Origin of the sequence: Vibrio sp. 10N.247.311.12 (genome assembly GCF_041467515.1) — a bacterium.
Classification (GTDB): Bacteria; Pseudomonadota; Gammaproteobacteria; order Enterobacterales; family Vibrionaceae; genus Vibrio; species Vibrio crassostreae_C.
The window spans coordinates 36,227-49,012 of record NZ_JBFSUV010000023.1 but is presented as its reverse complement, the minus strand read 5'-3'; the positions used below and the strand labels follow the sequence as shown (position 1 = coordinate 49,012).

The following is a 12,786-nucleotide window of genomic DNA, read 5'->3' as shown; positions in this document are numbered from 1 at the left end:
ACGAAAAAACCTCCGCAATTATGCAGAGGTTTTCAAATGTGAATCCGGGTCTCAGTAATGAGATAATTTTAGATTAAGGCTTTAACTTTATAAAATCTTCTGTATTAAGTTTCTGGCTATAATCTACCGATGGTTGAGCAAACCCATTTAATTGTAGAAATTCTTCTTTAAACCCTTGGTAATCCCCTAAGGTTTGGAAGTTATTTTCGTCCATCTTTTCTAGCAGTTCAGTTACGTGCGCTTGGGTTTCTGGGTCTAATTCCCAATCATCCATACGGATCAATCGCTCACCATCAAGTGGTACTTTTGATTGACCATAGAGTTTACTGCTAAATAGACGCTGCATTTGTTGGATACAACCTTCGTGGGTCTCTTTCTCTTTCATCACTTTATACAAAGCAAGTAAGTAAGGGCTGAGTCCCGGGATGAAAACGCTCGCTTTAGTGACTAGTGCTTTACAGACAGTCGCGTAAGCGTTGCCATCAAAGTTAGCTAATTCTAGATTAAGAGCGTGGCTGGTTTGGTGAAGGTCGATCTTAGCGCGACCTAAAGTACCGTCTAAGTAGATAGGGTGCGTCACTTCAGGGCCAACATAGGAGAAGGCGATCGTCTTACAACCCGGAGCAATAGACTCAGCGTTGATCAGTTCGTCTATCCATTGTTCCCAATCTTCGCCTCCCATCACTTTGAGTGTGCTTTCGGCTTCTTCTTCCGTCGCGGCTTCAAGCGTGTTGGTGACCCAGTTGTCGTGTTCCAGAGAAATGGTTGCGCCAGTTACGCTTTCACCAATAGGTTTGATAGCAGAGCGCCAAAACTCATCGGAATCTGGTTTAGGACGAACGCCTGCAGCTAAGCTATAGATAATCAGATCCACTTCACCTTCGAAGTAGGTTTCAATGGCTTCGACAACTTGTGAGCGTGTTTCTTGCGAAAATGCGTCGCCAACGATGTTGATAGCAGTGCGTTGCTCTCGTTCGGCTTCTTTTTTGAAGTAGATGTTGTTGTACCAACCAGCACTACCTAGGGATTTTTCGTTTGGACCGCGCTCGAATGAGACGCCGATAGTGTCAGCTTTTGCGCCGCCAAAGGTAAGGGCAATACGAGCGGCAAGGCCAAAGCCTGAGGAAGCGCCGATAATCAGTACTCGTTTAGGGCCATCTTTGATTTGCGGCGCACTCTTAACAAACTTGATTTGTTGCTTTACGGCTTCTTGACAGCCAAGAGGGTGAGCGCTTTTGGCTACCACACCCTTGATAACAGGTTCGATCAGCATAAATAACCTTACAGTTAACGGTGATATGCACTCAGGCTAACGTAAAGCTGTGTAAAATTTATTGAGCTAGACCATTAAAACTTAAAGATACTGATATAATTCTTCGGCGACGAATTCAGCAATCCAAGGTTGAGCTTCTGGTTTTGGATGCAGTCCATCGTTCATCATCCACTCAGGTTTGAGGATGATATGCTCTAGGAAAAACGGCAAAAGTGGCACGTTTTGTTGATCAGCAAGCGCTGCAAAAACGTATTCAAACTGCTGGTTGTAACGCTTTCCGTAATTTGGTGGGATTTTAATCTGCATCATTATAGGTTTGGCGCCCGCAGCTTTTATCTGCTCAATGATCTGCTCAAGATTTGCAGACATCAGCTTAGGTGGGAAACCACGAAGTCCATCATTCGCACCAAGTTCGATAAGAACGGTGTCTGGAGCATGTTCTTCAAGCAATTGTGGTAGGCGGGCTAAACCATTGCCCGTTGTATCACCAGAAATACTCCCGTTAACCACGGTTACCGTTTTGTCATGCTTTGCTAACGCGTCTGGTAACAGGCTTGGCCAACTCTGTTTGATGTCCATGTTGTAACCAGCACTCAGGCTATCACCAAGGACCAGTAACTTAGAATCTAAGCGGGTATCTTGAGCCAAAGAAGCGGTTGAAAATAAAATAAAGAATAAAAAGGAAATTAGTCGAGTCATGCATACATCCATCATTAAAGCAGAAGCTGTTTCGAAGACAGTGTCTACTAATCAAGAACATTTAACAATCCTAGAGCACGTCGATATCGATATTCGTGAAGGCGAAACTGTCGCGATTGTCGGCACGTCTGGCGCGGGTAAATCGACCTTAATGACGCTGCTTGCTGGTCTTGATGTACCAACGAAAGGCGAAATCAGTTTATTAGGACAGCCACTTTCACAGCTTGATGACGAGGCAAGAGCGAAGCTCCGCAGTGAATCGGTAGGGTTTGTATTTCAAAGCTTCTTGTTAATTCCAAGTCTTTCAGCGCTACAAAATGTCACGTTACCTTGTTTGTTAAAGGGAGAAGACGAAGACATCGAACGCGCGACTGCTCTGCTTGAATCAGTAGGCTTGAAAGACAGGCTTGATCACTTACCGTCGCAGCTATCTGGTGGTGAACAACAAAGGGTCGCGTTGGCGCGCGCATTTATGATTAAGCCAAAAATTCTTTTTGCCGATGAACCCACAGGCAACCTAGACCAACAAACTGCTGCCAAAATTGTCGAGTTGTTGTTTGAATTGAACTCATCCCACGGCACAACGTTAGTGTTGGTGACACACGATCCTAAGCTTGCACAACGTTGCCAAAGAACACTCAAGATGCATGTCGGTCAGATAGAGGAAGTCTAAATTGAATTCATCAAACGGACTGAATAAACGCCTGTTTTCATGGAGTATCGAAGAGATTCGACACGGCCAGTTGTGGCCAGTTTCAATCGCTTTAACGCTTATTATTGCTTGTGTATTTGCATTGTCGGCGTTGGCCGAACGTATGGAGCAGGTAATTGTTAAACAGGGCAAAGATGCGCTTACTGCTGATAGCGTGTTTATCTCAGCAAACCCAATTCCGCAATCCTTGTTAGACCTCACTCAAGTTGAACAATTAGAAAGATCTCAGTTGACTCGTTTTTCAACCATGGCATTCAGTGATAACTCAATGCAGTTAGTGACGGTAAAAGCAGTTGAAAGTAATTACCCATTACGCGGTGAAATGATCTTAGAGGGCGCTGATAAAGCATCAAGTAACCATGTTGAGCCGGGTGAACTTTGGCTAGACGAGCGTATATTTGCACAGTTAGAGGTTGAAATTGGTGACAATGTCACTATTGGTGATGCCGATTTAGCGATAACTGGACGAATCACTCAAGAACCAGGCTTAAGCTTTAACCCATTCCAACAAATGCCAGCTGTGCTGATTCATACAAGTGATATCGATGCCACGGGAGCGATTCAACCGGGCAGTCGCGTTAGCTTTAGATTGTTTTTAAATGGTGATGAATCGAAACTCAAAGCCGCACAAGACAGTATCGAACTGACACCAAGTGACCGCTGGCGTACACAAGACTCAGCCAGTCGTACCAACGACATGTTCGAAAGCACGACTCAATATCTTTCGTTAACCGTTGCTATTGTTGTGATCATGGCTGCGACCACTTTGGTACTCACTTGCCAACATTATGTTGCGAGTCGCCGTAAAACCATCGCGATGCTTAAGAGTTTGGGTGCAAGCAAGCAGTGGATCGTTAAATGGTTGTCTGTACAGGTATCTTTATTAGTGGTTATCGGTGCAGTACTGGGAATAACTATCGGTATCGGCTTAGAGTTTTTGCTTCGTATACCTCTGGGTGACTTATTACCAACGCCACTTCCTAGCTATGGTATTGAACCTGCAATCTTGGCGATTTTATCAAGCATCTTAATTGGTGTTCCTGCTCTTGGTATCCCGTTAATTGGCTTGGTCAATACCTCGGCAATCAGCGTTATCCAATCAAGTCACCAGTCCAATGAAAGCTACAAGAAATATTTGTTGTTACTGGTACCGATTATTCCAATGATGCTGATGTATGGCGACAATCTATTGGTATGGATAGTTCTAGCGGGTATCGCTTGCCTGTTCTTAGTACTTGCGGTCGTTAGTACGCTTGTTCTGCGTTTGGTTGGCAAGTTACCGACATCTACGTCTATGCGTTTAGCATTGAGCAGAATTAATCGCACACCTTTAGCAACGGGGATTCAATTTGGCTCTTTAGCGCTTTCACTGATGTTGCTGTCTATCATCTGGTTGGTAAGAAGTGATTTACTGTCAGATTGGCAGCAAACCTTACCCGAGAACGCACCAAATGCGTTTGCACTTAACATTGCAAGCTATGAAAAAGACAGTTATCTCGAGACGATTGATGCAAACGAAGTAGAGCGTACTCAAGCGTTTCCAATTATCCGAGGACGACTGACGACGATAAACGGTGTCGAAGCATCGGAATACAGTGATACCTCTGGAGAAACAGACGCACTAAGCCGTGAGATCAACTTCACTTGGGGAGGTAGCTTACCTAAGTACAATGAAGTATTAGAAGGCAGCTGGACACAAGAGCATGGCGTATCTGTAGAATCGGATGTCGCGGAGCAACTGGATCTAAAGATTGGCGATGAGCTGTCATTCACAATCAACAGCCAGAATGTTTCTGCCAAGGTGAATAGCATCCGCAAAGTCGAGTGGCGAGAAATGAAGCCGAACTTCTACTTCATTTTTACTCCAGATGTCTTGAGTTCAATCCCTTCTACTTGGCTAGTGAGCTTCAGATTAGAAGAACAACACAATCAGATGCTCAACGAACTCTCTCGAAATCATCCAACCGTGAGTTTGATGGATATTCGTAAGATGGGTAGCAAGATCCAAGAGTTGCTTAAGCAGATTGTTTGGTCGATTACCGTACTTGCGGCGTTAGGTGTGGTGGCGGGGCTGTTGCTTATCTTCACTCTATTGCGATTGAGCTTATCTCAAAGACAACAAGAGATACGCTTGTATCGAACATTAGGCGCGAGTAAGAAGCGAATTCTCAATACTATTTGGTGTGAGTACGGTTTAATGGCGTTAGTCGCAGGCTCAATTGCAGCCCTTGGTTCTGAGCTCAGCGTGGCAGGAGTGATGAACTTTGGTTTTGAGTTACAACCTTCACTTCACCCGATGTTGTGGATAGCGCTACCGGTGCTAACGTTCATCACATTAGCCGCGGTAGTGAATAGCTTAATCAAACGTTTGTTGGCACCAGTAAACAAGGATTTTGGCTAGTCGTTAGCGAGATCTAGCCAAGCGCTTAAAACGGTCTAAAAGTGAGATTACTTATACTTAGTCATGCACTATTTATAATACGTCGCTTTAGACCGTTTTTTATTTAACCAACCGGCAGCATAAGTAAAAAATATCGCACCTTAGATTCCACTGTTTTTAGCATTTTTTAAGACTAATTACCCAATAATGCCGATTTAATGAACAGCGGTTAGTCCCTGTAAACAAAGGGTTTGCGCAACTTAGCAAGAACGTTATCAACAGTTATCCACAAAAACGGTGGATAACTTTAGGGATAAGTTAACCGCTATGTTTTAAGAGTACTGAGGCAGCCTTTATGTGGCGTCACTTAGGACAAATTTGACTGTTAGAATAACCTTTAAAACCCTATCTGGAGTTATTGAGTCAAGAGATTATTTATGTTTTTTACATAGATATTAAATCCCGCCTATCTAAGACCTTGATAAAAATGTGTTTTAATTCATCGCAGAACAAAAGTAGAATAGAGGCAGTTAATCTTATTCTACAGAACACGATGAACCACAACAAAACGGATACAAATCAACCTTCTATTGCCATTGTTGGTGGTGGTATTGCCGGAACAACGAGCGCGATTCACTTTAGTGAGTTGGGTTTTAAGGTCACTATCTTAGAAAAAGGGCCGAGTTTGGTTAATGGTCCACCAATTTGCCACCTGCACGCTGGCGGCAATTTGTATCGAGATATTTCTGTAGAGCAGTGTCTTCAATTGCTCACACAGTCAATTGATACCGTCCGCTTATTCCCTCATACGATCAATATTCGTCCGACAATCATCGCCGTTCCGCACAGTGATGGTGGAGAGCCGTTGGATCTGCTTCCTCGTCTCAAGATAATCAAAAGCGCTTATGCCGATCTTGTTAAACAAGATAAAAGCAACCAAGTGCTCGGTGATCCGGAAGAGTATTATAAGCTGTACAGCAAAGAAGATTTATTAGCACTTTCTGCAAAAACGCAGCCTCTGAAACCAACATTGCTTGATGATTGGTGTATTCCTTTCGCCAAGCATACGGATTTAGAGACTCTTAAGTATCCTGTTGCGATGGTTCAAGAGTACGGTTGGAGTGTATTCCGCTTATCTGCGACCGCTCAATTGTCTTTAGGGCAACAAGCTAACTGTACTGTGTTCACCAACAGCCGATTACAATCTGTTGAGTCGACAGGCCAAGGCTGGTCTTTGACTTATACCGATGCCGAAAACCAAAGCTGCCAACTAACGACCGATTACTTGATTAATGCGAGTGGGTTTGAAACGGGTATTGTGGACGACTTTGTTGGCTCTAAGCAGCAAAGACTTGTTGAATTTAAAGCTGCGTACGTTACCGAGTGGCCATATTCGCAAGAATGTAAGGAAGAATGGCCAGAGGTTATCTTCCATGGCCCGAGAGGCACACCGCAAGGCATGGCGCAATTGACGCCATATGCTGATGGTGTGTTCCAACTTCACGGTATGACAGAAGGGATTACTCTGTTCGAGGGTGGGCTTGTTTCATCGTCAACAGACTCGTCACAGCCACAGTTGCCTTCGAAGCTGCTTAAGAAAATCGTATCGGGTTGGAGTGAAGAGCAGCTTGAATTAAGAACTCGCGCGGCAATAACGCATATGTCTCAGTTCATCCCAAGTTTCAGTTCTGCATTGGTCGGTGGTAAACCTTTGTTTGGTGCACAACAGATTCCGGGAACCGATCCAAGCTTAAGAGCTTCAGACGTTTCATTCTGTGGAGATCGCTATGCTCGACTTGAAGTAGTAAAAGCTTCTTCAACATTAGAAGCGGCACAAAAGGTCGCTGAGCAATGGTTTGATGTATCAGAGGCGGCATCTATTGAAGACACACACTCAGTGACAATGTCACTTAATCTAAATGATATTGAAAACAGAGCGATAGATTTGACACAAGAACGTGGATACCCAGAAGCGCTTGCCAAGGTGTCAGGTCAAGATCACGCTTAATAGCCTATAATTAGTCTATCATCATCGACTGCGTTTAATTTCTTCAATTCGGCTTACTGTAATAGGTAAGCCGAATCTTCATTTCAACATCTGCTTAGATACCGAACCTCATCTAAATGACATCTTCCTAGTTGATTATTCTCAGCTACATAGCATTTAGCACATAACACATCGCAAAAACTAATAGCCGAAAAACTGAGCCCATTGGCACCAAACATCTTGTAAGCCCAAGCGATCGCCCTTGCTGAACGATATCGCATGTCCAGGTTTTGCTTGCGCCAAGCGTGGTAAATCGATTCTGGCGACACATCCTATCTTCGGATAACCACCTATGGTCTGTCTATCATTAAGCAGCACGATAGGCTGTCCATCTTGTGGAATTTGAATCGCACCTAAGGCAATGCCTTCTGACAATAGCGAAATGTCAGGCGAGTCGACGGGTTCGCCACTGAGTCGATAACCCATCCGATTTGAGTTTTGGTCAACGTGATATTCCACGTTATACAAAGTTTCTCTTGCTGACTTGGAGAATAGCTCGCTTTGATAGCCTTCAATCACTCGTAGGTTCACGGGTAGATTGTAATCAGGCGTGTATCGGAAGGTAACACTCAACGCTTTAAACGGGCGCGAGAGTTGATGTTGGGTAAAAGCGATTTGTTGCCCTTGCTGGCATGGATCTCCATCTTGCGTTAATCCACCAATCTTTTCACGAGTGACTGTAGAGCAGCTATCAAGAGTTGATGGAACATCGAAACCGCCTTTAATGGCTAAATACGCCCTTAGACCATTTTTAGGCAAACCAAATGAGAGGACTTGCCCTTTAAAAGCTTGAAAAGTACGCCAGTTAGGCTGTGGTTTACCATCGAGCTTCGCTTGTAAATCACCCCCGCATAGTGCCATCTCACAATCAAAATCGATTCGTAACGCACATTGCCCAAGCGTAATTTCCAACGCCGCTTGGTTGACTGGGTTGCCCAATAGATGATTGGCCCAGCTATAAGAGTAATCATCAACCGGTCCACCTTGCGTTAATCCAAGATGAGCAACACCAAATCGCCCGAAGTCTTGAATCAAACTTAACGGGCCGGGCTTAATCACTGTCAGTGTTGGTTTAGCTTTTGTCTTAGCCATTAACAACTCCTTCACTAAGCTCTACAAACTCATGTTTTGAAATCGCGATGAAACGGACTGTGTCACCAACATTAAGCAGAGACAGCGGTCTTTGCATGATGTCAGCGTTCTTCAATTGGCTATGATCGAACAACGGAAGCGGGCAATTGCCAATAATATTCCAGCCGCCCGGTGAATCCGAAGGGTACACAGCTGTTTTAGTATCCGCGATGGCGATACTGCCTTTGGGCACATTTAAGCGGGGTGTGGAGTGCCGGGGTAAGGCAAGCTCATTAACCACATCCGACATAAAGGCAAAGCCAGGCGTAAACCCAATAGCACTGACGCTGTATGTCTGTGAGGTGTGATATTGAATAATCTCGTCCAGAGACAGACCTTTGTCTTGATATCGGTCTAAATCGAGCGCCGTTTCTGGTGAGTAATAGGCAGGAAGCTCAATCGTATCGCGAGTTTTACTAATACTAGAAAAGGTCGATAGAGCGTGATTCAACAAATTATTGAGTTGTTCAATGAGCTGCTGTTCTGATATTCGATAAGGTAGGTAATCGACCAATATAGTTTGGTAAGCCGGCGTCACATTCATCAACACCGGTGCTAAATTTTGGCGAATGGCATCGGAAAAGTGAGCCATGTAATGCGCATATTCGGCGCTAGATTGATTATTTGAAGGCGATAGTGTCAAAGTCACTAAAACGCTGCATTCCGCGACTGGCGCTATATTGAATTCAATCTGATTCGTCGTCATTTCGTTTCCATACGTTTGTTATCTTGCCTTTTTTAGCTTACTTGGCGTGTCTCACTTCCGTGTCCAAGCCAATACAAATCAATTAGATCTCACGAGCGATTAGACCATGCGTCATACCAATCACACGCTTCATACTAATTAAAAGCGTTGAGGTCTTGTCTGATTTTTCTAATTAATGCGATGGATTGAGGGTTATCACCATGAACACAGATAGTATCAGCTTCAATAGGCAGTCTTTCGCCCTCTAAAGTCGTAACCGAGCCATAGTTAATGATTTGCATAACTTGGTTATAGATATCGTCTTGATTGACGTAAACCGAGCCTTTTTGAGTACGTGGCGCTAATTGTCCGTTATTTAAATAAGCACGGTCGGCAAACGCTTCAAACAAGAGAGGCAAGTCATGGTCGTCAGCAATATCCAAATACTGTTGATTGTCTGATGAAGAGAGAATCATCAACGGGATGTTAAACTCAGCGACGGATTGGGCTACCGCATTGAACACATCAATGTTTGCCATCATATCGTTATAAAGAGCGCCATGAGGTTTCACATAGCCAACAGTGGTATGGTGATAGCGGCAAAGGGCTTGTAATGCACCGACTTGATAACAAACCAGCTCACTGATTTCGTCCATGGTGTGCGGAATAGAACGGCGACCAAAACCAACGAGATCTTGATAACCGGGATGAGCACCAATTTGGGTGTGATAGTGCTGCGCCAGTTTTATCGTCTTGGACATAACGTGCGGATCAGACGCGTGGAAGCCACAAGCGATGTTTGCCATATCGACCCATTCCATGACCGACTCGTCATCGCCCATCTTCCAATTGCCGAAACTTTCTCCCATGTCGCAATTAAGCAAAATCTTCGTTGTCACGTGGTGCTAATCCTTTACGTTGAGGTAAGTAATGACGGTCTTATAAATACCATAAATAAACAGTGACCTAACTCAAACTTTCGACACCGTAGATTTACCAGTATGGCATTTCATATATAGTTGAACTATTGATTAAAGGATTAATATCTATCTGTATATTAGGTGAGCACATGATATCCCGCCAGGTTTGCTTAGGACTAGCATTAACGATACCTGTTTTTGTCTCTGCTCAAGAAAACTCTCTAGACCAGCTCATGTCGATGAGCCTTGAAGAGTTGTCTATGTTAGATGTCGAAATGGAAACGGCTTCGAAAGTGACACAAAAACTTACCGAGATTTGTGTCAACCAAGAGTCCGTATATGTGAGGATCTCTCATGAATTCTAAGTGGCTCAAGTACCGTATTAAGCTCGGTTTTACGAAACTCAGCCTTGCCACTATAGCTATGTTTATTGTGCCTTTGAATACATCGGCGGCTAGTTTCAAGCCTTATGAAGTGAAAGCGGTGTACCTTTTTAGAATTGCCAACTTTATTCGTTGGAACGACGAGAGCACCATGAATACGGTTAACTTCTGTGTGATTGGCGATGAGAAGGTAAGCAAAGCACTGACGTCGATTACACAAGGGAAATCTATTCGTTCTCTCGCTATTCAAGTACATCAATTGGTGACTCCTAAGTGTGATATCACTTATCTATCTGATCTCGATAATGATGAATTTAGCCGTAAAGCCCACTCACCACATACTGTGACGATTAGCGATATCCCAAACTTTACGGACATGGGAGGAGTCATTGAGCTAACGCACATCGATAATAAGCTAAAGCCTAAGATCAACTTAGTGAATGCAAGACGCGGTGAATACGTCATTGGCTCAAACCTGTTACGAATCGCTATAGTGGAGGGCCAATAATGTTGTCTTTCATTAATAATTTATCTATTAAAAACAAGCTGATATTACCGATTGTCATCTTCATCGCAGTTACTTTTGTGACGATTCAATCAATTAATTACACTGTCACTTTTGAGCGAGAGAAAGAGAGTCTTATTCAGCGAGTTAAAGTGTTAGCACAAGGTGTTGCTTATAACCTACAAGCCGCGATTCTATTTGAGGATAAATCTTCGGCTCAGGAGATTTTGTCAGCCTTCGTTGCGGATAAAGATATCGTCAGGGTGAAGCTCTATGACATTAATGAACAGCTTTTTGCGAGTTATCAAGTCAGTAATACGCTGGTTCCAAGGCCGAATACCGATGAATTAAATGACATCGCGGATCACCAATTTGCAATCTCCGAGAATTTCATCTTTTTGCTTGTTCCGGTGACGCTGGATGACGCTGTGATCGCTAACTTGAGAGTGACAATATCAAAAGAAACGTTTAATACGATCTTAACGAATATTTTCAAGGTTGCGGCCGTCTACTTGCTGTTTCTTGTGATCTTAGGCGGGGGATTGGTCAAATTGGTTCAACGCTTGATTATCGATCCAATGTTTGACCTTAATGAGGCGATGCAAGCTTTTGTTGAACGTCGTTCAGAACAACCAAAATTAGTCGCAACGAACCACGATGAGATAGGGGATCTGGTTCGAGCTTTTAATACCATGCTCGAAAGACTTCAACATCGTGACAACCAAATCAATTTTACGCTCGATAAACTACAAGAAGAAAAGTCGTTTGCAAATGAGGTAATTGAAACTGTTCAGCACTCGTTGTTGGTAGCCGATGAAAAAGGGTTCATCGTTCATGCGAACGCTGCTACTCGTGACATTTTTAAATGTACCGAAGCGTTTCTTGAAAATTTGTTGATCCAAGAGTTGATCGCGACAAAGCAAACTGGGCTCTTACAAGAGGTTATCGACGCTAAGATTGAGCTCAATGACGAACTACTCGAAACCACCGATCTCTTTCACTCAAAACGCTGGCTTCGTGTGAGTAGCCGTTCGTTGCCAAAGCACGGTCGTATTCTTTATGCAATCCAAGATGTCACGGGGATGGAAACGGCCATGAGTCGCCAGCGTATCGCTGCGGGTGTTTTCGAAAACAGTAAAGACGGCTTGATCGTGCTCAACTCATCCAATGTGATAACCATGGTTAACCCGGCGATCACACAACTTCTCGGTTATCACTCTGATCTGCTGGTGGGCAAAACACCATTTGAAGTATTTTCGTGGCAGCAATTTTCATCATTGATGCCGACAATTCGCAGTTCGTTAGACAACTATGGTCAATGGCAAGGCGAAGTGTGGGAGAAAAGCGCGTCCGGCACGTTAGTTCCAATGTTTGTCAAAGTGAATCGAATTGCCTCAGACAACGAGAAAGACGAGTTTGATATGGTATTAACGCTGTCTGATTTATCCAACGTTAAAGAGATGGAAAGACTCGAACACTTGGCTCATCACGATGCATTAACCGGGTTAGCGAATAGAGCGCAGCTGTATAAGGTTATGGATGATGTTGTCACGTCGAGCCACTATTCAAATCAGCATTTTGCGGTTATTTACTTGGATTTGGATGGCTTCAAAGAAGTGAATGACAACTATGGTCACGATGCGGGTGACGAAATCCTTAAAGAAGTGTCAAACCGGTTATTATCTCAGGTAAGAGCGGGGGATTTGGTTGCACGTTTGTCGGGTGATGAATTTGTTCTTATTATTAAACAGACAAACAAAGTCTTATTAGCGAAGTTAGCCGAGCGATTGTTGGATCTGATCGGGCAAGAAGTGAATTATAAACAGCGTTCACTTCATGTTGGGGCGAGCTTAGGTATCAATTTAGTTGATGGCTCAGAGCGTGATATTGACGTGATTCTAAAGGTTGCTGATGAGGCTATGTACCAAGCGAAACGCAAAGGAAAAGGTCAGTTTGTGTTCGCTCGTGAGGGTAAATAGGCACCGGTGTTTGTGAGCTCACCCTAAGTTGTTGTATCATAAGTGATAGGTTGAATATTTTTAATTAAAAGG

The 12,786-nt window shown here is 43.7% G+C and carries 11 protein-coding genes; 6 read left to right on the top strand and 5 right to left on the bottom strand.

Annotated elements, in window-relative coordinates; translation table 11 throughout:
* Positions 1 to 73 precede the first annotated feature (73 nt).
* The gene (fabV, locus tag AB6E30_RS11935; protein WP_050653833.1) at positions 74 to 1,273 is read right to left on the bottom strand and encodes an enoyl-ACP reductase FabV; all 1,200 of its coding nucleotides are present in this window, start codon (positions 1,271 to 1,273) and stop codon (positions 74 to 76) included.
* Between the two features lie 81 nt (positions 1,274 to 1,354).
* A complete protein-coding gene (locus AB6E30_RS11930) occupies positions 1,355 to 1,972 on the bottom strand; it encodes an arylesterase (RefSeq protein WP_017060079.1) in 618 nt (205 codons plus the stop codon).
* Here AB6E30_RS11930 and AB6E30_RS11925 point away from each other — a divergent pair.
* The 3 genes from AB6E30_RS11925 to AB6E30_RS11915 all read left to right on the top strand — a co-directional run bounded on the left by AB6E30_RS11925 (position 1,971) and on the right by AB6E30_RS11915 (position 7,072).
* A complete protein-coding gene (locus tag AB6E30_RS11925; protein WP_372103717.1) occupies positions 1,971 to 2,645 on the top strand; it encodes an ABC transporter ATP-binding protein in 675 nt (224 codons plus the stop codon). The genes AB6E30_RS11930 and AB6E30_RS11925 overlap by 2 nt on opposite strands.
* Before the next feature lies 1 nt (position 2,646).
* Complete coding sequence (locus tag AB6E30_RS11920; RefSeq protein ID WP_372103714.1) at positions 2,647 to 5,085, top strand: ABC transporter permease; 2,439 nt, start codon at positions 2,647 to 2,649, stop codon at positions 5,083 to 5,085.
* Positions 5,086 to 5,617: 532 nt separating this feature from the next.
* Positions 5,618 to 7,072 (top strand): FAD-dependent oxidoreductase, encoded by a 1,455-nt coding sequence (locus tag AB6E30_RS11915; protein WP_372103712.1) that lies wholly within the window; start codon positions 5,618 to 5,620, stop codon positions 7,070 to 7,072.
* Positions 7,073 to 7,252: 180 nt separating this feature from the next.
* Here the strand turns inward: AB6E30_RS11915 and AB6E30_RS11910 are convergent, their stop codons facing one another.
* From AB6E30_RS11910 to AB6E30_RS11900, 3 genes are all read right to left on the bottom strand, one after another.
* A complete protein-coding gene (locus AB6E30_RS11910) occupies positions 7,253 to 8,203 on the bottom strand; it encodes a biotin-dependent carboxyltransferase family protein (RefSeq protein ID WP_372103709.1) in 951 nt (316 codons plus the stop codon).
* Positions 8,196 to 8,948 carry an allophanate hydrolase subunit 1 gene (locus AB6E30_RS11905; RefSeq protein ID WP_372103707.1) on the bottom strand — a complete coding sequence of 251 codons (753 nt, stop codon included), beginning with the start codon at positions 8,946 to 8,948 and terminating at the stop codon, positions 8,196 to 8,198. The genes AB6E30_RS11910 and AB6E30_RS11905 overlap by 8 nt, the downstream gene beginning before the upstream one ends.
* A 134-nt stretch (positions 8,949 to 9,082) precedes the next feature.
* Positions 9,083 to 9,826 (bottom strand): 5-oxoprolinase subunit PxpA, encoded by a 744-nt coding sequence (locus tag AB6E30_RS11900; RefSeq protein ID WP_102320812.1) that lies wholly within the window; start codon positions 9,824 to 9,826, stop codon positions 9,083 to 9,085.
* A 170-nt stretch (positions 9,827 to 9,996) separates the two neighbouring features.
* On the opposite strand from AB6E30_RS11900, the gene AB6E30_RS11895 reads away from it, so the two are divergent.
* Genes AB6E30_RS11895 through AB6E30_RS11885 form a run of 3 tightly spaced genes read left to right on the top strand, consistent with a single transcriptional unit; the run spans position 9,997 to position 12,714 of the window.
* Positions 9,997 to 10,212: a hypothetical protein gene (locus AB6E30_RS11895; protein ID WP_102394477.1), complete on the top strand. Its 216-nt coding sequence runs from the start codon at positions 9,997 to 9,999 to the stop codon at positions 10,210 to 10,212.
* A complete protein-coding gene (locus AB6E30_RS11890) occupies positions 10,202 to 10,738 on the top strand; it encodes a YfiR family protein (RefSeq protein WP_102394476.1) in 537 nt (178 codons plus the stop codon). Before AB6E30_RS11895 ends, AB6E30_RS11890 begins: the two co-directional genes overlap by 11 nt.
* Positions 10,738 to 12,714, top strand: a complete 1,977-nt coding sequence (locus AB6E30_RS11885) for a diguanylate cyclase domain-containing protein (protein WP_102394475.1) — start codon at positions 10,738 to 10,740, stop codon at positions 12,712 to 12,714. Before AB6E30_RS11890 ends, AB6E30_RS11885 begins: the two co-directional genes overlap by 1 nt.
* Positions 12,715 to 12,786 lie beyond the last annotated feature (72 nt).

Excerpts from the sequence above, each read along its gene's own strand:
- fabV (WP_050653833.1), bottom strand. The coding sequence starts at position 1,273 with ATGCTGATCGAACCTGTTATCAAGGGTGTGGTAGCCAAAAGCGCTCAC.
- AB6E30_RS11925 (WP_372103717.1), top strand. The coding sequence starts at position 1,971 with ATGCATACATCCATCATTAAAGCAGAAGCTGTTTCGAAGACAGTGTCT.
- AB6E30_RS11930 (WP_017060079.1), bottom strand. The coding sequence starts at position 1,972 with ATGACTCGACTAATTTCCTTTTTATTCTTTATTTTATTTTCAACCGCT.
- AB6E30_RS11915 (WP_372103712.1), top strand. The coding sequence starts at position 5,618 with ATGAACCACAACAAAACGGATACAAATCAACCTTCTATTGCCATTGTT.
- AB6E30_RS11910 (WP_372103709.1), bottom strand. The coding sequence starts at position 8,203 with ATGGCTAAGACAAAAGCTAAACCAACACTGACAGTGATTAAGCCCGGC.
- AB6E30_RS11905 (WP_372103707.1), bottom strand. The coding sequence starts at position 8,948 with ATGACGACGAATCAGATTGAATTCAATATAGCGCCAGTCGCGGAATGC.
- AB6E30_RS11895 (WP_102394477.1), top strand. The coding sequence starts at position 9,997 with ATGATATCCCGCCAGGTTTGCTTAGGACTAGCATTAACGATACCTGTT.
- AB6E30_RS11890 (WP_102394476.1), top strand. The coding sequence starts at position 10,202 with ATGAATTCTAAGTGGCTCAAGTACCGTATTAAGCTCGGTTTTACGAAA.
- AB6E30_RS11885 (WP_102394475.1), top strand. The coding sequence starts at position 10,738 with ATGTTGTCTTTCATTAATAATTTATCTATTAAAAACAAGCTGATATTA.